The sequence below is a fragment of the Neisseria flavescens genome, assembly GCF_001618065.1.
In the GTDB taxonomy this organism is placed as follows: domain Bacteria; phylum Pseudomonadota; class Gammaproteobacteria; order Burkholderiales; family Neisseriaceae; genus Neisseria; species Neisseria flavescens_A.
On record NZ_LAEI01000015.1, the window covers coordinates 14,465 to 37,914 of the forward strand.

A 23,450-nucleotide genomic window follows, 5' to 3' on the forward strand; every position below is an offset into this window, starting at 1 on the left:
TATTTCAGACGGCCTTATCCCCTCATTCAGGACACAATATGTCTTTTTTCAGCAGGTTGTTCCGCTCTAAACCTAAATTAATGACTTGGCAGGAATTTGTCGAATACTTTGCCCATCGCATCCAAGAAGAATTGGATCTTGAGGCGAAAATCGACTGGGGCGAAAATATTGCTTCTTCGCCTATCATCGTCCAGTTTTCCGAAGACGATGAAGCATCGTTCAGCACATATTTGAGCAACCATTACACAAGTTATCTGCAAAATCCCGAGGCTTTGGAGGCTATTGTTGCTACCAATTTAGCGGTTATCGATAAGATTCAGGACGCTGATGCCAGTGTTTCAGCACAACAAATTCTTCCGACAATTAAAAATACGATTTATCTGGAAAACGCCAAACTGATTACAAATACGGACGAAGCCGAACCTGCTGATTACTTGGTATACAAACCGATTGCGGGCGATATCATGTTGCTTTATATGGTGGATACGGAAGAATCCATGCATACGCTCAACCGTGAGCATATGAAAGAAGCCAGTATTGAAGATGAAGACGCCTTGTATCGTACCGCCATGGATAATTTGCGCCAACGGATGAATGGACGTGTCCAAATTCATCATGCCGAAGGTTGGTCATTGGCTCAAATCCATTTGGACAACGACTATGATGCTTCCCTGATTTTGCTTTTGGACGAAGTACTTAAAGACGATCCTATGCTGCCGGCCAACCCCGTTTTTGCAGTCCCGGCGCGCAACGCCCTGCTCGTTTGCAGCCCATCCGATGAAGAGGCTTTGCAGGCGATGGCGAATATTGCCCTGCAGGCATTTGAAGAATCTGCCTACGCGATTTCTAGCCAGCTTTACCAGTACCATAATGGTACAATCAGCGTTTTCAGAGCAAATTGATTTAAGGCCGTCTGAAAAACAGGCGACCTGCCCTTTACCTAAAACCTTCCCATAAGGAAACCCGAAATGACCAAACATATCGCTATCTTGCGCGGCGACGGCATCGGCCCTGAAATCGTTGCAGAAACCGTCCGTGTACTCGACAAACTTATCGAACAAGGTTTGGATGTCAGCTACGAATACGCGCCTTTGGGTGGCGAAGCCTATGACGAATACGGCCATCCTTATCCAGAATTCACGCAAAACCTTTGCCGTAAAGCCGATGCGGTCCTGCTTGGTGCAGTCGGTTCTCCTCAATACGATAATCTCGACCGTCCGCTGCGCCCTGAGCGCGGCTTGTTGGCTATCCGTAAAGACTTGAATCTGTTTGCCAATTTACGCCCTGCCATTTTGTATAAAGAGCTGGCCAATGCTTCCACTCTGAAACCGGAAATCGTAGCCGGCCTCGACATCCTTATCGTACGCGAACTGACCGGTGATATTTACTTTGGCGAACCGCGCGGCATCCGTGTGTTAGAAAACGGCGAACGCGAAGGCTACAACACCATGAAATACAGCGAAAGCGAAATTCGCCGCATCGCCCACGTTGCCTTTCAATCTGCTCAAAAACGCAGCAAAAAAGTCTGCTCCGTAGGCAAGGCCAACGTTTTGGAAACCACCGAACTGTGGCGCGAAATCTTTGAAGAAATCGGCAAAGAATACCCTGATGTCGAGCTTTCCCATATGTACGTCGACAACGCTGCCATGCAGTTGGTACGCGCGCCCAAACAATTTGACGTGATTGCTACCGGCAACATCTTCGGCGATATCCTCTCCGACGAAGCCTCCATGCTGACCGGTTCCATCGGTATGCTGCCTTCTGCTTCTTTGGACGAAAACGGCAAAGGCCTGTACGAACCGTCCCACGGCTCAGCTCCCGACATTGCCGGTCAAAACAAAGCCAATCCGCTGGCGACCGTATTGTCTCTTGCCATGTTGCTTCGTTACAGCCTGAACGACGAAGCACGCGCGCAACAAGTTGAAAACGCCGTACAAAAAGTACTGCAACAAGGCTTGCGTACCGGCGATATTTACGAAGAAGGTACCAAACTGGTTTCCTGCTCCGAAATGGGCGATGCCGTATTGGCTGCTTTGTAAAAGGCCGTCTGAAAAAGCGTGGGATCAATCCCGCGCTTTTTTATATGCGAAAACTCGAAACCATAAAAAAGGACGTGTCTTCACACGCCCTTATGTCTTTTTCAGACGACCTTAAGATTGAAGCAATCAACCTCTTTTGTGTTTACCGCCAAAGCTGTCGTTAGACTTGCGCTTGCCTTTAAAGCCTTCGCCGCCTTTTTTGAAACCCTCAGACTTCTTGAAACCGTCTTTTTTATGGCCTTCGCCGCGTGATTTGCCGCCAAAGCCTTCTTTAGCCGGTTTCTTATCGCCGCGCCAACCGCCGGATTTACGATCACCCCAGCCGCCTTTACCTTTCGGTTTGCCGCCGGCAGATTTGCGTTTGCGTGTCGGCTCCATGCCTTCGATGGTCAGCTCAGGCAATTTGCGGCCGATGTATTTTTCAATTTTGTGTACTTTGACGTATTCGTTCACTTCGGCAAAAGTAATCGCAATACCGGTACGGCCTGCGCGGCCGGTACGGCCGATGCGGTGAACGTAATCTTCAGCCTGTTTCGGCAAGTCGTAGTTGATAACGTGGGTAATGGTTGGTACGTCGATACCGCGTGCGGCAACGTCGGTGGCAACCAAAATTTTGCAGCGGCCTTTGCGCAAGTCCATCAGCGTGCGGTTACGCCAGCCTTGCGGCATATCGCCGTGCAGGCAGTTGGCGGCAAAACCTTTTTCGTACAACTCATCCGCAATGACTTCGGTCATGGCTTTGGTGGACGTGAAAATTACGCATTGGTCGATATTGGCATCGCGCAAGATGTGGTCGAGCAGGCGGTTTTTATGGCGCATATCGTCGCAGTACAACAGCTGCTCTTCGATTTTGCCTTGATCATCCACACGCTCAACTTCAATGGTTTCAGGGTCTTTGGTCAATTTGCGCGCCAGTTTGCCCACTGCGCCGTCCCAAGTGGCAGAGAACAACAAAGTCTGACGGTCGCTCGGCGTTGCTTCCACGATGGTTTCGATGTCGTCGATAAAGCCCATGTCCAACATACGGTCGGCTTCGTCCAGAATCAGCACTTCCAAACGTTCAAAATCAACTTTGCCGCTCTGCATCAAGTCCATCAGACGGCCCGGAGTGGCGACAATCAGGTCAACCGGTTTGCTCAGAGCACGGGTTTGATAGCCGAAAGATGCACCGCCAACAATGCTGACAGTACGGAACCAACGCATATTTTTAGCATACGCCAGCGCGTTTTTTTCCACTTGAGCCGCCAGTTCGCGGGTCGGGGTCAATACCAAAGCGCGCGGGCCTTTGCCCGGTTTTTCGCTGCGCTTGGTCAGTTTTTGCAAAGTCGGCAGCAGGAAGGCTGCGGTTTTTCCTGAACCGGTTTGTGCCGAAGCCATAATGTCGCGGCCGTCCAAAGCAAACGGAATCGCTTGCGCCTGAATCGGGGTCGGGCTTTCATAACCCTCGCTGCTTACGGCAGACAAAATGTTTTTATCAAGGTTCAAATCGGCAAATTTAATAGACATATCTATCCTAAGAGACAACAACGCGCACGCCTGAACAATTTCAGACGACCTGAAGCAAAGGAAAGTAACGATACGGGAAATGTGAAGTTACAGGGTTGTCGCAAGCATCTTGCTTGTGGTTAACATCGACGACAACCTGCACAGAAAAGGCTTTGCAAATATGCAAGCAATAAAAGAAACGCGCCCGAAACGGCGGTTTAGGTTGGATGACGATGGCTTCGTATCAAAAGGCGAATGGCGGATAATAAAGGAGAAAACTGCCCAGGTCAAGCAAAACAGGCTGCAACTGCAAAATCAAGCTATAATGCCGTTTTATTGAATCAGCACGGATGAAGCCGACATGAAGTTTTTCAAAATTGCCGCCTTATTACCTGCACTTGTCGTTGCCCTGTTGCTCGGCGCGTGCAGCGGATCGGAAAGTTATCGCGGCGAATGGAAGGCCGTTGCATCCAACGGCAGCAAAGCCGAAATCACTTTTGCCGCAAAAAGCTTTACCGTCAAAGACGAAAAAGGCAAAGAAACCGTTTACGAATATACTCAAAACCAATACAAATTAGAAAGCGGCAGAACCAGCTACGGTATCGACATCAAAAACGCCTCGGAAGCACGAATCGTGTTCCCGTTTAAAGGCAAGACCGACCGCGCCACCATAGTTGCGCCTGACGATACAATTCTCTATATGCTTGACCGCCACGCCTACGTCCCTGCTGATCAATTTTGGAAACTTCCCCAATAAGGCCGTCTGAAACCATGACCGACATTACCCCCTTTGCCAACCGCTTGGGCAAAAACATCAAACATCTTATGAAATGGGCCAAACGCAACGATATCGAAGCCTGGCGCATTTACGACCGCGATATTCCCCAATTTCCCTTTGCCGTCGATGTTTACGGTGACCAAATCCATCTTCAGGAATACGATACCGGCTGGCTGATGCAGCCCGAAGAATACGAAGCATGGCTTGCAGATGTATTGGAAGCCATCGGTTTTGTGACCGGTTTTGCGCCCGAACAAATCCACCTCAAACGCCGCGAACGCCAAAAAGGTTTACAGCAATACGAAAAAACTGGCAAAACCGGCGACGATTTCGTCATTACTGAAAACGGCCGCAAGTTTTGGGTCAACCTCGACAAATACCTCGACACCGGCCTCTTCCTCGACCACCGCAACACGCGCAAAAAAGTCGGCGACACCGCAGCGGGCAAACGCTTCCTCAACCTGTTTTCCTACACAGGCAGCTTTACCGTCTATGCCGCAACCGGCGGCGCAGTATCCAGCGAAACCGTCGATTTATCCAACACTTATCTCGAGTGGGCAAAACGCAATTTCGAACTCAACGGCATCGACCCCGAACAACATAAAATCGTCCGTGCCGATGTGTTCCAATACCTGCAAAACGCCGCAGACGAAGGTAAAAAGTTCGACCTGATCGTCATGGATCCGCCCAGCTTTTCCAACAGCAAAAAGATGCTCGACATCCTCGACATCCAGCGCGACCATAAAAAGCTAATTGACGGTGCAATGAGCCTGCTCGCTTCAGACGGCATTCTGTATTTCTCCAACAACCTGCGCAGTTTTGTGTTAGACGATTCTGTATCGGAACAATACGCTGTCAAAGACATTTCCAAGCAGTCCGTTCCCGACGATTTCCGCAACAAAAAAATCCATCAATGCTGGGAAATCAAGCATAAATAAACATCAGGCCGTCTGAAAGCCAGTTTTCAGACGGCCTGATTGCCATATTGAATCTCTGAATTAATAGGCGCATAATTCAAGAGATTGTTGACAATATCAAAAGGAAAAGAAAATGCAAAACTACCTGACGCCCAATTTCTCATTCGCCCCCATGATTCCGGAACGCGCGCTCGGCAACCGGGTTTGGGATACCGAAGGACGAGAATACATTGACCTGTCAGGCGGTATTGCTGTGAATGCGCTGGGTCATTGTCATCCCGATTTGGTCGCAACCTTGGCCGAACAATCGCAAAAACTCTGGCACATTTCTAATATCTACACTACCCAACCGGCGCAAGAATTGGCCAAAAAACTGGTCGAAAACACCTTTGCCGACAAAGTGTTTTTCTGCAATTCCGGCGCAGAAGCCAATGAAGCCGCGCTGAAACTGGCGCGCAAATACGGTCGCGATCATTTTGAAGAACACAAAACTGAAATCATCTCCTGCCTCAACAGCTTCCACGGCCGCACCCTGTTTACCGTATCCGTCGGCGGCCAGCCCAAATACAGCAAAGACTACGCGCCGCTGCCGTCAGATATTACCCATGTTCCATTTAATGATATTGCCGCATTGGAAGCCGCCGTCGGCGACAAAACCTGTGCCGTAATTATCGAGCCGATTCAAGGTGAAAGTGGCATCCTGCCTGCCACCCAAGAATACCTGCAAGCCGCACGCCGTTTATGTGACAAACACGGCGCCTTGCTCATTTTGGACGAAGTGCAAACCGGCATGGGCCATACAGGCAAACTGTTTGCCTACGAGCATTACGGCATTACACCCGACATCATCAGCTCCGCCAAAGCCTTGGGTTGTGGTTTCCCGATTGGCGCGATACTGACTACCGATAAAATCGCCCCAACCTTCGGCCCCGGAACACATGGCTCGACCTTCGGCGGCAATCCGATGGCGTGCGCGGTCGGCAGCCGTGCGTTTGACATCATCAATACGCCCGAAACATTGGCACACGTTAAACAACAAGGCCAAAAACTTCAGACGGCCTTGTGTGAATTGGGTGAAAAGACCGGCGTATTTAAAGAAGTCCGCGGCATGGGCTTGCTGCTCGGCTGCGTGTTGGCAGACAAATACGCAGGCAAGGCATCTGAAATCACCGCCGCCGCTTTGAAACACGGCCTGATGGTACTGGTTGCCGGCACCAATGTGGTGCGCTTCGCCCCCAGCCTGCTGCTGAACGATGAAGATATGGCCGAAGGCTTGAAACGTTTTGAAGCAGCGTTAAAAGAGTGGACAGCCTAATTAAGAGCTAAGGTTATTGGATTCAGATTTCAAGTACAACATTAGGAACAGATTCAGGAATAAAACACTTGGTGTTTTGTAGCCAAGTGTTTTTCTTGGCCGGTGATTCGACTCATCTTGAACCCTACGTATTTCCCGATCACTGGTGTTGCGAAAATTGGTTTGTTTAGAGAAATATGGTTGGATGAGTCTGTTGGTGTTTTCATTCAGTCCTTTTTTCCCAAGAATGGTAAAGGTGGCAAAAATAGGTTTCTTCCACACAGATATTGGAGGTGGCATCGTTTATCTTAGGTCAGTTGTATGTTCTTTCTTAAAGAACAGGCTGTATGCTATACCGCATACTGGCCTTTTCCGTTAGGGAAAATTGTACTTCAAATCCCAATCCGCTGACCTTTCTTATTCATAAAAGTGTTCAAACTCTTGGATTCTTGCCTGAGACCAGTATGAAAACAGGCATATAAAAGATTCAAAATAAAACTTATTATTAACTTCGAAAATATCAGCCATAATACAAAACTTATTAATTTTTCACACATTTTTTCTTTGTTTGTTATAATGTGAAATATATGCAATGTCGCATATTTTCAAAGTTAGGATTGATAAATGAAAATGAAATGGCTTGCCCTCGTAAGCGCTGCTGCATTGAGTTTGACTGCTTGTGGTGATAAAAACAAACAGGCTTCCGATGAGCCTGTAAAAGCTGCTGCAGGTAATACGGCAGAAGCCCCTAAAGATGCTGAAAAACCTGCTGAAGAAGCAAAACCTGAGGTAAAACCTGTGGTTTCTTCAGGCAATTTCTTGGCGGATGCAACCGCTTTGCAAGCTGCTGAAGATGCGCTGAAAGCACTGCCGCAATTCGGTGGCAAACCACTCAATATTTTCCAAAACATCCATTTCTACGGCGGCAAACGTCCGCGCATTACCGTGGAAATTCAAGACCCTAACAAACCCGAAAATATCGACCACTACGAATTTGAAGACGGTAAATGGAGCGAGCCTCAGCCTGTCCGCATTTCCGGCAACGGAAATATGAAAGACAACGTTTTCCCGTTGGATGAAATCAAATTTGCCGATATCGCGAAAATCGCTCAAGCCTACGGCGAAAAAGCCAAAGAAGTAGAAGCCAAAGAAACAGACTTGCCTCACGTGTATTACTCCTTGTTCGTATCGACCGGTAAGAAAGAGTGGATCACCGGTTTCCTCAAAACCGATCGTGCGGAATACGAATTTGAATTTAACAATGACGGTACTCTGAAAAGCTTCAAAAAACGTTGATAGCTTGGTCAGTTGGAAACTAATGGCCGACTGACTTTATTTGATTGAGACAGCCATGTTTGTCTTGATAGAGGTCGTCTGAAAAACATTTAGGTTTTAACTTTGTTGAAACCTTGCTTTCAGACGACCTTTTTACGTCTTTACTTTATTCTATAAAACAACATATTCCTACATTCCCTGTCATTTGATGTTTGTTAAAAATCGTGCTGCCTCTTCGTGTTACGCTTGGCAAACAATTTGATTTTGCGAAGAAAAGGAGCAGGAGATGGTATCATTGGAAACACAAATCGCCGGTTTTTCTTTTGACAACTGTCTGATGAACGCAGCAGGTGTGTCGTGTATGACTGTTGAGGAATTGGAAGCGGTCAGACAGTCTTCGGCAGGCACTTTCATTACCAAGACCGCAACGCTTACCCCGCGTCAAGGCAACCCCGAGCCGCGTTATCGGGACGTGCCTCTCGGCAGCATCAATTCAATGGGCTTGCCGAATCAAGGCATTGATTACTATCTGGATTATCTGCTTACCCTTCAAGAGTCTCAGCCGGAACGGACATTTTTCCTATCACTGGTCGGCCTGTCGCCCGGTGAAACACATATCCTGTTGGAAAAGGTGCAAAATAGTGGGTTTAACGGCATTACCGAACTCAACCTATCCTGCCCAAACGTCGCCGGCAAACCGCAAATCGCCTACGACTTTGAAACCACCGAGCGTATTTTGGGCGAAGCCTTCAGCTACTTCGATAAACCTTTAGGCATCAAACTACCGCCGTATTTCGATATTGCCCATTTCGATCATGCCGCGAAAGTATTCAACCGCTATCCCCTAAAATTCGTCAACTGTGTCAACTCCATCGGCAACGGTATGTATATCGAAGACGAATCCGTCGTCATCCGCCCGAAAAACGGCTTCGGCGGCATAGGCGGCCAATACATCAAACCAACTGCGCTCGCCAATGTCCACGCGTTCTATCAAAGATTAGATCCGTCTATCCAAGTCATCGGAACAGGCGGCGTTTACAGCGGCCGCGATGCGTTTGAACACATCTTGTGCGGCGCAAGCATGGTGCAGATCGGCACGGCGCTACACCAGCAAGGCGTCGGTATTTTCGAACGGGTTTCCCTTGAATTAAAAGCCATCATGGCGCAAAAAGGCTATGAGAAGCTGGAAGACTTCAAAGGCAAATTGAAATATTTTGCATAAGCTTTACGCTAAAAAACACCCAAGGCCGTCTGAAAATTTCAGACGGCCTTGTTGTATAATTACTCCCCACATTACCCGTCTTCCCCTTCAATGAAACTCAACCCCCAACAGCAAGCTGCAGTCAAATATCTAGGTGGCCCCCTGCTCGTCCTTGCCGGTGCAGGTAGCGGCAAAACCGGCGTGATTACGCAAAAAATCAAGCATTTGATCGTCAATGTCGGCTATCTGCCGCATACCGTCGCCGCGATTACCTTTACCAATAAAGCCGCCACGGAAATGCAGGAGCGCGTCTCTAAAATGCTGCCCAAGTCGCAAACGCGCGGGCTGACGATTTGCACCTTCCACTCTTTGGGCATGAAGATTTTGCGCGAAGAAGCCAATCAAATCGGTTACAAAAAAAACTTTTCCAATCCTCGACTCTACCGACAGCGCGAAAATCATCGGCGAACTCTTGGGCGGTACGGGTAAAGAAGCCATATTCAAAGCGCAGCATCAAATTTCCCTTTGGAAAAACGATTTAAAAACGCCTGAAGAAGCAGTTCAGACGGCCTCTAATGTGTGGGAACAACAAACAGCGCGCGTCTATGCAAGTTATCAGGAAACCCTGCAAAGCTATCAGGCAGTAGACTTCGACGACTTAATCCGCCTGCCTGCCGTACTGTTGCAGCAAAACAGCGAAGTGCGCAACAAATGGCAGCGGCGGCTGCGTTATCTGTTGGTTGACGAATGTCAGGACACCAATACCTGCCAATTCACCCTGATGAAGCTTCTGACCGGTGCGGAAGGCATGTTTACTGCCGTCGGCGACGACGACCAGTCCATCTACGCATGGCGCGGTGCAAACATGGAAAACCTGCGCAAAATGCAGGAAGACTATCCGCAGATGAAAGTCATCAAACTGGAACAAAACTACCGCTCCACCGCTCGGATTCTCAAAATCGCCAACAAAGTCATCGAAAACAATCCCAAACTCTTTACCAAAAAACTTTGGTCGCAGTTCGGCGAAGGAGAAATCGTCAAGGTCGTTGCCTGTCAAAGCGAGCAGCATGAAGCCGACTGGGTTGTCAGCCAAATCGTCAAGCAGAAGCTGGTCGGCGGCGACAAAACCCAATACGCCGATTTCGCCGTGTTATACCGCGGCAACCATCAGGCGCGGATTTTTGAAGAAGCCTTGCGCAGCGCGCGCGTTCCCTACCAACTCTCCGGCGGACAAAGCTTTTTCGACAAAGCCGAAATCAAAGATGTGTTGTCCTATTTGCGCCTGCTTGCCAATCCCAACGACGATCCTGCCTTCCTGCGCGCCGTAACCACGCCCAAACGTGGCATCGGCGACGTGACGCTGGGCAAACTCAATACCTTCGCACACGAACACGAATGCAGCCTATATGAAGCCGCGCAAACCGAAGAAGCGCTTGCCCTGTTGAACCATACCAACCGCCAACACCTGCAAGCCTTCATGGATATGATTGAAAACTACCGCACCAAAGCTGAAACCAGCGAAGCAGGCGAGCTTATTCATAACCTGCTGAAAGAAATCGACTACGAAAACCACCTGTTGGCCAACGAAGAAGGCAAAGCAGGCGAAATCAAATGGCGCAACGTTACCGACCTGACCGGCTGGCTGGAACGCAAAGGCGAGCAGGATGGCAAAAACATCATCGAGCTTGCACAAACCATCGCCCTGATGACGCTTTTGGAGGGCAAAAGCGAAGAAGAAGTCGATGCCGTCAAACTCTCCACCCTACACGCTTCCAAAGGCTTGGAATACCCCTACGTTTTCCTTGTCGGTTGCGAAGAAGGTATCTTGCCGCATAATGACAGCATCGAAGAAGACAATGTTGAAGAAGAACGCCGCCTGATGTATGTCGGCATTACCCGCGCCAAACGCCAGCTTACACTGACCCACTGCCTCAAACGCAAAAAGCAAGGCACATGGCAATTCCCCGAGCCGAGCCGCTTCATAGACGAAATGCCGCAGGAAGACATCAAAATCCTAGGCCGCAAAGGCGGCGAGCCGATTGTGAGTAAGGAAGAAGGAAAAAGCAATCTGGCAGGATTGCTGGACATGTTGGGAAACAAAAGAAAAGGATAAAGCAAGGCCGTCTGAAAGTAAGGTTTCAGACGGCCTTATTGTCAGCAAAATATCAAAGACAACAATTAAATAATTTTTACTTTATACCTTTATGCCCATCTATTCCCATTCCTCCCGATTCTTCAAAAATAACAAAAATAATCGAATAATCAGGTACAAATAAAAAGCAGGTGACATGATCGCCTCATTCCCCTTCAATTTACAAGCAAAAATTGTCAACACTTGAAGTATAAATTCACAAGCAAAATTGCATTTTTCAGGTATAATAATGGATTCCCCAACTGCATTTTGTGAGCTGAATCCATGTCTGTTGTTCTGCCCTTGCGCGGTGTAACCGCCCTTTCCGATTTCCGTGTTGAAAAACTCTTCCAAAAAGCAGCCGCCCTCGGCCTGCCCGAAGTCAAATTAAGCAGCGAATTTTGGTATTTTGTCGGTAGCGAAAAAACACTTGATGCCGCGACAGTCGAAAAACTGCAAGCCTTACTGGCAGCGCAAAGCGTTGAACAAACGCCCAAAGCGCGCGAGGGCTTGCATTTATTTTGGTAACGCCCCGTTTGGGCACCATTTCACCTTGGGCTTCCAAAGCAACCAATATCGCCGAAAACTGCGGTTTGGAAGGCATTGAACGTATCGAACGCGGCATGGCCGTATGGTTGGAAGGTGCGCTTACCGACGGGCAAAAACAACAATGGGCAGCCCTGTTGCACGACCGCATGACCGAAAGCGTGTTGACCGACATCGATGCAGCGGCGCAACTGTTCCACCACATCCAATCGGAAACCTTCTCCAGCGTAGATGTATTGGGCGGCGGTAAAGAGGCATTGGTCAAAGCCAATACCGAAATGGGTTTGGCGCTTTCAGCCGACGAAATCGATTATCTGGTTGAAAACTATCAGGCTTTAAACCGCAATCCGTCCGATGTTGAATTGATGATGTTCGCTCAGGCAAACAGCGAACACTGCCGCCACAAAATCTTCAACGCCGACTTCATCCTCAACGGCGAAAAACAACCGAAATCCCTTTTCGGCATGATTCGCGATACACACAACGCACATCCCGAAGGCACAGTCGTTGCCTATAAAGACAATTCGTCCGTAATCGAAGGCGCAAAAGTTGAGCGTTTCTATCCGAATGCGGCGGAAAACCAAGGCTACCGTTTCCACGAAGAAGACACCCATATCATCATGAAAGTGGAAACGCACAACCATCCGACCGCCATCGCGCCGTTTGCAGGCGCGGCAACGGGTGCGGGCGGCGAAATCCGCGACGAAGGCGCAACGGGCAAAGGCTCACGTCCGAAAGCGGGCTTGACCGGTTTTACCGTCTCCAACCTGAATATCCCTGGCTTGGAGCAGCCTTGGGAACAAGCCTATGGCAAACCCGGCCATATTGCTTCCCCTTTAGACATCATGATTGAAGGCCCGATCGGCGGCGCAGCGTTCAACAACGAATTCGGCCGTCCGAACCTCTTGGGCTACTTCCGCACCTTTGAAGAAAAATTTGACGGTCAAGTCCGCGGCTATCACAAACCGATTATGATTGCCGGCGGCTTGGGCAGCATTCAGGCACAACAAACACACAAAGACGAAATCCCCGAAGGCGCGTTGCTGATCCAACTGGGTGGCCCGGGCATGCTTATCGGTTTAGGCGGTGGCGCGGCTTCTTCCATGAATACCGGCACGAACGACGCCTCTTTGGACTTCAACTCCGTACAACGCGGCAACCCTGAAATCGAACGCCGCGCGCAGGAAGTGATCGACCGCTGCTGGCAGCTTGGCAACAAAACCCGATTATCTCCATCCACGACGTCGGCGCGGGCGGCCTTTCCAACGCCTTCCCCGAACTCGTCAACGATGCCGGACGCGGCGCGGTATTCAAACTGCGCGAAGTGCCGCTGGAAGAACACGGACTCAACCCGCTGCAAATCTGGTGCAACGAATCGCAAGAACGTTATGTGTTGTCGATTTTGGAAAAAGATTTGGAGACCTTCCGCGCCATCTGCGAACGCGAACGCTGCCCATTTGCCGTAGTCGGTACAGCAACCGACGACGGCCATTTGAAAGTACGCGACGACTTGTTCTCCAACAACCCTGTCGATTTGCCGCTGAACGTTTTGCTCGGCAAACCGCCTAAAACCACGCGTACCGACAAAACAGTTACGCCATCTGAAAAACCGTTTAACGCCGGCGATATCGACATTACCGAAGCCGCCTACCGTGTTCTGCGTCTGCCTACAGTAGCCGCCAAGAACTTCCTGATTACCATCGGCGACCGCAGTGTCGGCGGCATGACCCACCGCGACCAAATGGTCGGCAAATACCAAACCCCCGTAGCCGACTGCGCCGTTACCATGATGGGCTTCAATACCTATCGTGGCGAAGCGATGTCTATGGGAGAAAAACCGACTGTCGCCCTGTTTGACGCGCCTGCTTCGGGCAGAATGTGCGTCGGCGAAGCCATTACCAACATCGCTGCGGTCAATATCGGCGACATCGGCAACATCAAACTCTCCGCCAACTGGATGGCGGCATGCGGCAACGAGGGCGAAGATGAAAAACTCTACCGCACTGTCGAAGCCGTTTCTAAAGCCTGTCAGGCATTGGATTTGAGCATTCCCGTGGGCAAAGACAGCCTGTCGATGAAAACCGTATGGCAGGAGAATGGCGAACAAAAATCCGTGGTTTCGCCGTTGAGCCTGATTATCTCTGCGTTCGCGCCAGTCCAAGACGTGCGCAAAACCGTTACGCCCGTATTAAAAGACAATGCCAATTCGTTCGCTATTCTGCTGATGATTGACTTAGGCAACAACAAGTGCCGTATGGGTGGTTCTGCACTGGCTCAAGTGTATAACCGAAGCGGCGGCGAAGCACCTGATATTGATTCAGGCCGTCTGAAAGCGTTTTATCAGTTAATTCAGCAACTCGTTCAAGAAGATAAGTTGCTGGCCTACCACGACCGCAGCGACGGCGGTTTGTTTGTGACTCTGGCAGAAATGGCATTTGCTTCTCGCCGTGGCATGAATCTCGACCTGCTGACAATGGTAAGTAAAAATATTAACGTTCAAAACGAGTATTACTCGCCTCAAGAATGGCAAAAATTTGTCCTAACTACCCTGTTTAACGAAGAATTAGGAGCCGTTATTGCTGTTCACGCTGCCGACCACGAATATATTTTCAATTTGTGCGAAAAACTGAATCTCACGCTGCACCATTTGGGAGAGTTTGCCGATAGCGGTCATATGGTCATCAATGCAGGAGAAGAAATTTTTAATCAATCCCTTACCGACCTGCAACGCGCATGGCAGGAAACCAGCCACGCCATCCAACGCCTGCGCGACAACCCTGCCTGCGCCGACAGCGAGTTCGCCCTGATTGGCGACAACGAACGCAGCGCATTGTTTGCCGACGTGAAATTTGACGTGAATGAAGACATCGCCGCGCCATTCATCAACAGCGGCGCGAAACCCAAAATCGCCATCCTGCGCGAACAGGGCGTGAACGGGCAAATCGAAATGGCCGCCGCCTTCACCCGCGCCGGATTCGATGCTTACGACGTGCATATGTCCGACCTGATGGCAGGCCGCGTCCACCTTGCCGACTTCAAAATGCTGGCGGCGTGCGGCGGCTTCAGCTACGGCGACGTACTCGGTGCAGGCGAAGGCTGGGCGAAATCGATTCTGTTCCACCCTGCTCTGCGCGACCAATTTGCCGCCTTCTTCGCCGACCCGAACACGCTGACATTGGGCGTGTGCAACGGCTGTCAAATGGTCAGCAACCTTGCCGAGATTATCCCGGGCGCAGAAGCATGGCCTAAATTCAAACGCAACTTGAGCGAGCAATTTGAAGCGCGCCTGAGCATGGTTCATGTTCCGAAATCCGCATCGCTGATTCTGAACGAAATGCAAGGCTCCAGCCTGCCTGTCGTGGTCAGCCACGGCGAAGGCCGCGCCGACTTCGCGCTTCACGACGGCAATATTTCCACCGATTTGGGCATTGCGCTGCAATATGTGGACGGTCAAAACCAAGTGACCCAAACTTATCCGCTCAACCCTAATGGCTCGCCGCAAGGTATTGCCGGCGTGGCCAACGCCGACGGCCGCGTGACCATCATGATGCCCCACCCCGAACGCGTGTACCGCGCCGCACAAATGAGCTGGAAACCGGAAGACTGGACGGAACTGTCCGGCTGGTACCGCCTCTTCGCCGGAGCGAGGAAGGCTTTGGGTTAACCGGCAGGCTGATTTGATTCGGCTTTAAAGAAAAGGTCGTCTGAAAACGATTTAGCGGATTCCGCTATATCTGTTTTCAGACGACCTTTATATGTTCTTTTGCGTATGAAGACCGAACCGACCGCCGTCATTCCCGCGCAGGCGGGAATCCAGACCTCTGCATTTCAGAAATACTCAAAGACTACTGTAAATCCAAGCTTCTGGATTCCCGCCTGCGCGGGAATGACGGCCTAGATTTTTTTATCCCGAACCTATATATACAAACAAACTTAATTGAATTTATAGAAAAGATTTGGAGAGGCTTATGTCTGACATAGTAATTTTTAAAAACATGCCGAATGATGATGAATTTATTGAATGGATTGATGAAAACCCAAATGGATTTATATTAAATATACTTCGACCTAAAATCCCTTCTAATATTTCTAAAGAACATCCCAAAATACATTTTGCTAATTGTAGCGGACTAAAGAAGAGTCTGGGGAGCAGCAGCACAACCAAAAAATATTTCAAAGTTTGCTCAAACTCAATCGAAGAACTTGAACAATGGAGCTTGAACACATACAACAAAGAACTAACTCCATGCGGAAACTGTAAGAAAAAAGGATTACTAGTGACATGGTGCGCAGAAATACCAAATTTTCAGGCCGCTTCTGCCCTATCCTTAAAATCTGATATAGACGAACTCGAAAAATGTTTATCATCCAAGACTGACCCAGAAAAGCGAACTGAAATCGAAACCTTAATAAAAGCTCGTCAAGGGCAAGGCAGATTCCGGCAAAAACTACTCGAACAGTATCCGAGCTGCCCACTGACAGGTCTAGATATCCAGCCTTTACTCATTGCCAGCCATATCAAACCTTGGAGCAAGTGCAATAATGAAGAGAGGTTAGATCCCTTCAATGGTCTGATGCTCGCACCCAATATCGACGCATTATTCGATAGCGGTCTGATTACGTTTGAGACCGACGGTACGATAAAAATCAGTCCGAAAATCGATCTGGAAAATCAAAAGCGGCTTGGAATTTTTTCCGATATGAAATTAAAAATTCGACCAAAAAGCAAAAAATATTTCGAGTATCACCGCAACCATGTCTTCCAAAAAGAAGAATAAATAGTGTTGAACAGTCCGTTGATTTAAGGTTGTCTGAAAACGATTTAGCGAACCTCGCTATATCCGTTTTCAGACGACCTTTTTGCGTCCTTTTGCGTATAAAGACCAAACCCGTCGCCGTCCTTCTGTATAATTCCCACTTTTAAACTATAATCAACATATTCAGACGGCCTTTCCCGACATTATGACTCGACAAGCCTTTATCCTCAGCGATTGCGAATTTTCCGAATGCGGAGAAAAGCCTTACGCCCTGTTGACCGCAAATCCGACGAAGGAACACCACTTCATCGCTCAAACCGAGCAGCGACAGCATGCGCATAATCCGCAGGTCAGCCCGCAAAATCAAAACGTTTACCGCCTGCCCTTGTCAATGTTCCATACTGGCGAAAAAGCCCGCGGCAAAGAACAAAACCGCTGCGAAGCGATAAGCGTCAACATCATCGGTAACTTGGCGGCGAAAAACCTCTATACGCTGACCTTTGTCGAAGACTCCGCCAACCAATACAATCTAGAAAGCTGGTTCAACCGTCATGAAAGCGGCTACGAAGATGCCTGCAACCATCTGCGCACCTTACCTGCAGGCCGTCTGAAAACACCTACGGCAAATGCCGACACCGTCAAAGTACCGGATGCCTTGTGGCGGATATTGCGGCTAAAATTCCTCGGTATTCTGCGCAATCCGCACAACCATAAAAACCTGTTTGCCCACCGCCTGCATCAAACGCTTCGGGCGCGGCTGCCGGAAGTCGGTTTTGAATTTGTCCGCTTGATCAGCAAACGCGACCCCAAGCGCATCGAAGCCATTATGCAGGACTACCGTTTTTCTTTTCTCAGCTATGTCGATTGGCTGGGCGGGCTTTACGGTATGTTGAGCGAAGGCGTGGCACAGCCGTCGTTGTTTGAACGGCTGTTTTGTAATATCTTTGCCGAACCCGAAGCAGTGAAAATCGAATTGTTCCGCTATCCGGAAAACACGGGGCTTTGCCTGTTTGGCGACAGCAGTTTCTGCCTGCAAGCCTCGGCCAAACTATTCAGCGTCGGCGTTAATATCTCGCACGATATGTTTGCCATCATCCATCTGCAAACCGACCGTTGGCACGCGTTTAAAAACACCTTTCATCACGACGCGCCCAAACTGCAAGGCCAAGTGCGGATTATCGACGGCGACCAAACCCAAAGATTGCTGTTCAACCGACTGTGCATCCATCAAGCCCATGAAGCCGTGTTCGGCCAAAGCCCGAATATCAAAGATTATCTAGAGGCCGTCTGAAACCCCTAACCAGAAGAAAGCATATGAAAATCACGCCAATCCAAGCCCTAAACGACAACTACATCTGGATGATTCAAGAAGGCAACCATGCCGCCTGCGTCGATCCGTCCGATGCCACGCCCGTTTTGAAATTCCTCGTCCACAACCATCTGATGCTGGCGCAAACATGGATTACCCATCCGCACCCCGACCATACCGGCGGCGCAAAAAGCCTGTTCCACGGCTTTTTAGAATCCCCGATCTATGGCGAAAGCGACATCGACGTAGCAACGCATACCGTCACCGCAGGTACGCAGTTCCCGTTTGGCGAAGGCTTGGTTACCGTTTGGGCAACCCCCGGCCATACCGACCGCCACATCAGCTATCTGCTGGAAAATTCAGACGGCCTGCACGTTTTCTGCGGCGATACCTTGTTCTCCGCCGGTTGCGGCCGCGTATTTACCGGCACAATCGAGCAGCTTTACGACAGCTTCCTCCGATTCAACCAACTGCCCGAAGAAACGCTGTTTTATCCGGCACATGAATACACCGCCTCCAATCTGCGCTTTGCCCAGTATATCGAGCCGGACAATGCCGACATTCAGACAGCCTTGGCCGCAGCCGAACACACGCCGACACTGCCTGTCAGCCTGGCGCACGAACGCAAAGTCAATACGTTTTTCCGCGTACATCTGCCCCAAGTTCAGGCACGCGCCGAAGAATTGAGCGGACGAAAATTAAACAGCGAACTCGAAGTCTTCGCCGCTTTGCGTGAATTAAAAAATCAATTTTAATTGGGCTTAGTTCCCAAAGAATAAGGCCGTCTGAACAATATCTGTTCAGACGGCCTTTATTATTTAGGGATTATTCCCATTCAATCGTGGCAGGCGGTTTGCCGCTGACATCGTAAACCACACGGTTAATGCCTTTGACTTCGTTGATGATGCGGTTGGACACGCGGCCAAGCAGCGAGTAAGGCAACTCAGCCCAGTGGGCAGTCATAAAGTCGCTAGTAATCACGGCACGCAAGGCTACGACGTAATCGTAAGTACGGCCGTCGCCCATTACGCCGACGGATTTCACAGGCAGGAATACGGCAAAGGCTTGGCTGGTCAGGTCGTACCAAGATGTACCGTTTTCATCGGTAGTATTGCGCAATTCTTGAATGAAAATATCGTCTGCTTGACGGAGCAAGTCGGCATATTCTTTTTTCACTTCGCCCAAGATACGCACGCCCAAACCTGGGCCCGGGAACGGATGACGGTACACCATTTCGCGCGGCAGGCCCAAAGCGACGCCCAGTTCGCGCACTTCGTCTTTGAACAAGTCGCGCAACGGTTCAAGCAATTTGAGCTTCATGTTCTCAGGCAAGCCGCCGACGTTGTGGTGGGATTTGATGGCGTGGGCTTTTTGGTTTTGCACCTGCAGATTCGATTACGTCAGGGTAAATCGTACCTTGTGCCAACCATTTGGCGTTGGTGAGTTTTTTCTCTTCAGCATCAAATACTTCGATAAATTCCGCACCGATGATTTTGCGTTTTTTCTCCGGATCGGTCACGCCGGCAAGTTTCGCTAAAAACTGCTCTTCGGCATCAACGTGAATTACGCGTACGCCCAAGTTGCGGGCAAACATGTCCATTACCATTTTGCCTTCGTTCAAACGCAACAAACCGTGGTCAACAAACACGCAGGTCAGTTGGTCGCCGATGGCGCGGTGAATCAGCGCGGCGGCTACGGAAGAGTCCACGCCGCCAGACAAACCTAAAATCACTTCGTCGCTACCGACTTGTTCGCGGATTTTGGCAACGGCTTCTTCGATGTAGTTCGGCATGGTCCAGCTTGGTTTTGAGCCGCAAATATCCAAGACAAAGCGGTTTAACAACGCGCGGCCTTGTTTGGTGTGGGTCACTTCAGGGTGGAATTGGATGCCGTAGAATTGTTTCTCAGCGTTTTCCATCATGGCAATCGGGCAAGACGGGGTGTCGCCGATGACAGAGAAGCCGGTAGGCAGTTTGGAAACCTTATCGCCATGGCTCATCCAGACGTCGAGCGTGTTTGGCGCATCGTCTTGAATGCCGCGTGTCAGCTCGCTGTCGATGGTTTTAACTTGCGCATACCCGAATTCGCGTTGGTTGCCCGGGCTAACTTCGCCGCCCAAGTGGTGCGCCATAAATTGCATGCCGTAACAGATGCCCAAAACCGGAATACCCAAATCAAAAATACCGGTATCGGCTTGATAATCGGATTCGTAAACGGAATTGGGGCCGCCGGAGAGGATGATGCCTTTCGGGTTGAAGGCTTTGATTTCTTCCAAAGGCATGTCGAAAGAATGCAGTTCGCAGTAAACGTGGGCTTCACGCACGCGGCGGGCGATCAGCTGGGTAACTTGCGAGCCGAAGTCGAGAATAAGAATTTTATCTTGAGTCATGGCGGAAACTTTGCAAAATGTAAGAAAACGGTGCAGCCGTGAGGGTAAATTTCAAATTTAAACCACAATAAAAAAGGCCGTCTGAATCGGCGGATTATACCATTGTTCAGACGGCCTTTATAGGGCAAAACCCAAATCTCTCATCTTTCTATTTTGTGTGTTTCTCAGGAATCATATCGCTGCGTGAGAGCAACAGCAGGCAACCCAACACAACCATGCCGACGGCCAGCAGCGGCGAGAGGTAAATCCAGTAGCTCATGTGCAGATAAATGGCTGTACCGATATAAACCAGCATCGGGCCGGAAACAATGGACTGTTTGTTGATGCCGTCCATAATCAACACGGCAAAGCCCAAAATAATTAATGCACCGGCAATCATGGTCGATGTCGCAGGCAAAATATCCGTAGCGCGCAAAAACCAAATCGCGCCAAAGATAATTAAAAACAAAGGCAGAAAAAGTGAGGGGCGGGACATAACAACGCTCCGTAAAGGTTTCAGACGGCCTGTATTATTGGGTGCGCCGGCCATGCAGGCAAGATATAAAAATGCAATCTTGTGTGTAATTATGCAAAGGTTGGCACAACAAAAAGGCCGTCTGAACAGCGGCAAATCAAAATCAAATATTTCAATTTTTCCTGTTACAGACAGCCTTTTAAATCATCATGCTTTGCCGGTGCTGCCGAATCCGCCTTCACCGCGCTCGCTGGCGGCAAACTCGTCCACAACCTTAAACGCGGCTTGGACAACCGGCACAATCACCATTTGCGCGATACGCTCCATCGGCTCGATGGTAAACGCTTCTTTACCACGGTTCCATAAAGAAACCTTCAATTCGCCTTGATAATCCGAGTCAATCAAACCGACCAAATTGCCCAAAACAATACCGTGTTTATGACCCAAGCCGGAACGCGGCAACAAAACGGCTGCATACGCAGGGTTGGCCAAATGCACCGCCAAACCGGTCGGCACGAGATACACATCGCCCGGCTGCAATACAACAGCTTCATCCAAGCAGGCACGCAAGTCCAAACCGGCAGAACCGGGCGTTGCATAAGCAGGCAGGGAATCGGCCATTTTCGGATTTAAGATTTTCAGTTCGACTTCGGTTTGCATGACGGGACTCCGTATTGTTCCATATTAGAAAGGGCTACGATTATACACAAATGCCCTTAAGGCCGTCTGAAAAAACGGAGTATGATTCAGTCAGACCTAAGGAGAAAATCATGGATCTGCACAATATCCGCGAAGATTACAGCAAGCGCGAGCTGTCGGAAGCCGAATGCCACGCCGACCCGATTGTCCAATTCGAGCAATGGCTGAACGAAGCCATTCACGCCGAAGTCAACGAACCGACCGCGGTCAACGTTGCCGCCGTGGGCGAAGACGGCAGGCCCAACAGCCGCATGGTACTGCTGAAAGAAGTCAACCCCAAAGGCTTTGTTTTCTTTACCAATTACCACAGCCGCAAAGGCCGCTCCTATACGGCACACCCCTTTGCCGCCATGACTTTTTTCTGGCCGGAACTCGAACGCCAAGTGCGCGTTGAAGGACGCATTGAAAAACTTGATGCCGCCGCTTCGGACGAATATTTTGAAAGCCGCCCGTATACCAGCCGTATCGGCGCATGGGCGAGCGCGCAAAGCGAAGTGATTTCCAGCAAAGCCGTATTGGTGGCCAAAGCCGCGGCCGTCGGTGTCAAACATCCCCTGCATGTTCCCCGTCCGCCGCATTGGGGCGGATACCTCGTTATTCCCGACCGTATCGAATTTTGGCAAGGCCGCCCCAGTCGCCTGCACGACCGCATCCAATACCGTCTGGTTGACGGCAACTGGGTACGCGAACGCCTTTCGCCATAATTTTCGGATTTTCAAACAAAAATTTACTGGTTGAGTTACAATACAGCCTTTCATCGGCAGGCCGTCTGAATCTGATTTTCAGACGGCCTTTTCCCCCAATCCAACCCCTGCCGCAACCGCCGCAGAAGAACCGCTTTTCAAGCGAGTTAGGAAAAATCATGTCCAAACAGCCTTCCAGCAAACGCCAATGGCGCGACGGCGTATCGTCTACCGCCAAAAAACCTTCCAAACCGGCCAAATCCTTTGCCAATAAAAAACGTCCCGACGACGAGCGAAAAACATCAGGCAAACCTTACGGCCAAAAAGTTTCAGACGGCCCCAAAGCTCAAAATACCGCCCCAAAACAACGTGCCGCCAAAGCCAAAAAACTGGTTGTCCGCAATCCCAACCAAAAAATCATGGAACACGCCCGCGATTTGAAAGAACGCCGCAGCGACCTTTCCCGCTTCGAACCCGAGCGCCTGCAAAAAGTCCTGGCCGCTTCCGGCGTCGGCTCACGCCGCGAAATGGAAGAATGGATTAGCAACGGCTGGGTAACAGTCAACGGACGCGTAGCCCAACTGGGTGAAAAAGTCACGCCCGACGATCATGTTACCGTCAAAGGCAGCATCATCAAACTCAAATGGGCAGACCGCCTACCACGCATCATCCTCTACTACAAACAAGAAGGCGAAATCGTTTCCCGCGACGACCCGCAAGGCCGCGTCAGCATTTTCGACCGCCTGCCGCAAGCAGCCAGCAGCCGCTGGGTAGCCATCGGCCGTTTGGACATCAATACCAGCGGCCTTTTGATCCTGACCACTTCAGGCGAACTCGTTCAACGCTTTGCCCACCCCAGCTTTGAAGTCGAACGCGAATACGCCGTGCGCGTATTGGGCGAGTTGACCACCGAACAAATGCGCGTCCTGACCGAAGAAGGCGTGATGCTCGAAGACGGTCTAGCAAAAGTCGAACGTATCTACGAACAAGGCGGCGAAGGCGCGAACAAATGGTACAACGTCGTCATCAAAGAAGGTCGCAACCGCGAAGTACGCCGCATTTTTGAAAGCCAAGGTCTCACCGTCAGCCGTCTCGTCCGTGTAGGCTTCGGCCCCATCGGCCTGCCAAACCGCCTCAAACGCGGCCAGTTCTACGAACTCAATCCTGCAGAAGTCGCCAACATTATCAAATGGGCAGATATGCTGCTGCCGGGCGAACGTCGCCGGAAGAAAAGTTAATGTAAGATAAATCAGGGCTGAGACTTTTGCAAAATCGTCTCAGCCTTATAACATCGTGCTTTAGCCATAAAATCAAGAGAATTAAAACACTTAATACTCAAATATCTTAGCACAAAACATATCATTACAAATCTATTCCATTAATTTTAATTATTTGAATTATTTATAGTTTTTCTATTTTATTATTAAAATATAAGCAGAGCTGCTCCAACCTTCACAAAGCTGTACTTAATAATAATAGCCTATCCCTCCATA

The 23,450-nt window shown here is 49.8% G+C and carries 18 protein-coding genes and 4 pseudogenes; 17 read left to right on the forward strand and 5 right to left on the reverse strand.

Annotation, left to right across the window (positions count from 1 at the left end; genetic code table 11):
- Positions 1-38 precede the first annotated feature (38 nt).
- Both TW89_RS03080 and leuB read left to right on the forward strand, forming a co-directional pair.
- Entirely contained in the window at positions 39-902 is an 864-nt protein-coding gene (locus tag TW89_RS03080; RefSeq protein ID WP_128580518.1) for a DUF1444 family protein, read from the forward strand.
- A 66-nt stretch (positions 903-968) separates the two neighbouring features.
- Positions 969-2,039 (forward strand): 3-isopropylmalate dehydrogenase, encoded by a 1,071-nt coding sequence (gene leuB, locus TW89_RS03085; RefSeq protein ID WP_004520344.1) that lies wholly within the window; start codon positions 969-971, stop codon positions 2,037-2,039.
- Between the two features lie 126 nt (positions 2,040-2,165).
- Here leuB and TW89_RS03090 read toward each other — a convergent pair whose 3' ends face one another.
- Positions 2,166-3,545 (reverse strand): DEAD/DEAH box helicase, encoded by a 1,380-nt coding sequence (locus TW89_RS03090; protein ID WP_128580519.1) that lies wholly within the window; start codon positions 3,543-3,545, stop codon positions 2,166-2,168.
- Positions 3,546-3,660: 115 nt separating this feature from the next.
- Between TW89_RS03090 and TW89_RS11680 the strand changes: the two genes are divergently transcribed.
- The 4 genes from TW89_RS11680 to TW89_RS03105 all read left to right on the forward strand — a co-directional run bounded on the left by TW89_RS11680 (position 3,661) and on the right by TW89_RS03105 (position 6,534).
- On the forward strand, positions 3,661-3,864 hold the full coding sequence (locus tag TW89_RS11680; RefSeq protein ID WP_164836686.1) for a hypothetical protein: 204 nt from the start codon (positions 3,661-3,663) through the stop codon (positions 3,862-3,864).
- Between the two features lie 21 nt (positions 3,865-3,885).
- The gene (locus tag TW89_RS03095; RefSeq protein WP_128580520.1) at positions 3,886-4,281 is read left to right on the forward strand and encodes a glycosyl transferase; all 396 of its coding nucleotides are present in this window, start codon (positions 3,886-3,888) and stop codon (positions 4,279-4,281) included.
- 14 nt (positions 4,282-4,295) lie between these two features.
- On the forward strand, positions 4,296-5,240 hold the full coding sequence (locus tag TW89_RS03100; protein ID WP_128580521.1) for a class I SAM-dependent methyltransferase: 945 nt from the start codon (positions 4,296-4,298) through the stop codon (positions 5,238-5,240).
- A 112-nt stretch (positions 5,241-5,352) separates the two neighbouring features.
- Positions 5,353-6,534, forward strand: a complete 1,182-nt coding sequence (locus TW89_RS03105; RefSeq protein ID WP_128580522.1) for an aspartate aminotransferase family protein — start codon at positions 5,353-5,355, stop codon at positions 6,532-6,534.
- On the opposite strand, the pseudogene TW89_RS03110 reads toward TW89_RS03105, so the two are convergent.
- A pseudogene (locus tag TW89_RS03110) lies at positions 6,535-6,787 on the reverse strand (transposase); the annotation flags it as partial.
- A gap of 350 nt (positions 6,788-7,137) precedes the next feature.
- Here TW89_RS03110 and TW89_RS03115 point away from each other — a divergent pair.
- The 9 genes and pseudogenes from TW89_RS03115 to gloB all read left to right on the forward strand — a co-directional run bounded on the left by TW89_RS03115 (position 7,138) and on the right by gloB (position 18,487).
- Positions 7,138-7,809, forward strand: a complete 672-nt coding sequence (locus TW89_RS03115; protein ID WP_128580523.1) for a hypothetical protein — start codon at positions 7,138-7,140, stop codon at positions 7,807-7,809.
- Positions 7,810-8,074: 265 nt separating this feature from the next.
- On the forward strand, positions 8,075-9,010 hold the full coding sequence (locus TW89_RS03120; RefSeq protein WP_128580524.1) for a dihydroorotate oxidase: 936 nt from the start codon (positions 8,075-8,077) through the stop codon (positions 9,008-9,010).
- A gap of 90 nt (positions 9,011-9,100) precedes the next feature.
- Positions 9,101-11,102 (forward strand): annotated as a pseudogene (gene rep, locus TW89_RS03125) (DNA helicase Rep).
- A 303-nt stretch (positions 11,103-11,405) separates the two neighbouring features.
- The gene (locus TW89_RS12245; protein ID WP_432757669.1) at positions 11,406-11,648 is read left to right on the forward strand and encodes a hypothetical protein; all 243 of its coding nucleotides are present in this window, start codon (positions 11,406-11,408) and stop codon (positions 11,646-11,648) included.
- 8 nt (positions 11,649-11,656) lie between these two features.
- Positions 11,657-12,013, forward strand: a pseudogene (locus TW89_RS12250) (hypothetical protein); the annotation flags it as partial.
- 887 nt (positions 12,014-12,900) lie between these two features.
- Positions 12,901-15,330, forward strand: a complete 2,430-nt coding sequence (gene purL, locus TW89_RS12255) for a phosphoribosylformylglycinamidine synthase (protein WP_432757670.1) — start codon at positions 12,901-12,903, stop codon at positions 15,328-15,330.
- Positions 15,331-15,634: 304 nt separating this feature from the next.
- A complete protein-coding gene (locus TW89_RS03135; protein WP_128580525.1) occupies positions 15,635-16,444 on the forward strand; it encodes an HNH endonuclease in 810 nt (269 codons plus the stop codon).
- A 184-nt stretch (positions 16,445-16,628) separates the two neighbouring features.
- A complete protein-coding gene (locus TW89_RS03140; protein WP_128580526.1) occupies positions 16,629-17,714 on the forward strand; it encodes a hypothetical protein in 1,086 nt (361 codons plus the stop codon).
- 23 nt (positions 17,715-17,737) lie between these two features.
- A complete protein-coding gene (gene gloB / locus TW89_RS03145; RefSeq protein ID WP_128580527.1) occupies positions 17,738-18,487 on the forward strand; it encodes a hydroxyacylglutathione hydrolase in 750 nt (249 codons plus the stop codon).
- A gap of 70 nt (positions 18,488-18,557) precedes the next feature.
- Here the strand turns inward: gloB and guaA are convergent.
- The 3 genes and pseudogenes from guaA to dut form a co-directional block, all read right to left on the reverse strand.
- Positions 18,558-20,121 (reverse strand): annotated as a pseudogene (gene guaA / locus TW89_RS03150) (glutamine-hydrolyzing GMP synthase).
- A 148-nt stretch (positions 20,122-20,269) separates the two neighbouring features.
- Positions 20,270-20,596, reverse strand: a complete 327-nt coding sequence (locus TW89_RS03155; RefSeq protein WP_164836687.1) for a hypothetical protein — start codon at positions 20,594-20,596, stop codon at positions 20,270-20,272.
- A gap of 186 nt (positions 20,597-20,782) precedes the next feature.
- A complete protein-coding gene (dut, locus tag TW89_RS03160; protein ID WP_003680707.1) occupies positions 20,783-21,235 on the reverse strand; it encodes a dUTP diphosphatase in 453 nt (150 codons plus the stop codon).
- Between the two features lie 110 nt (positions 21,236-21,345).
- Here dut and pdxH point away from each other — a divergent pair, with 110 nt between their 5' ends.
- Positions 21,346-21,978, forward strand: coding sequence for a pyridoxamine 5'-phosphate oxidase (gene pdxH / locus TW89_RS03165; protein ID WP_128580529.1), 633 nt, complete (start codon positions 21,346-21,348; stop codon positions 21,976-21,978).
- 158 nt (positions 21,979-22,136) lie between these two features.
- The gene (locus TW89_RS03170; protein ID WP_003686367.1) at positions 22,137-23,195 is read left to right on the forward strand and encodes a pseudouridine synthase; all 1,059 of its coding nucleotides are present in this window, start codon (positions 22,137-22,139) and stop codon (positions 23,193-23,195) included.
- Positions 23,196-23,450: the final 255 nt, after the last annotated feature.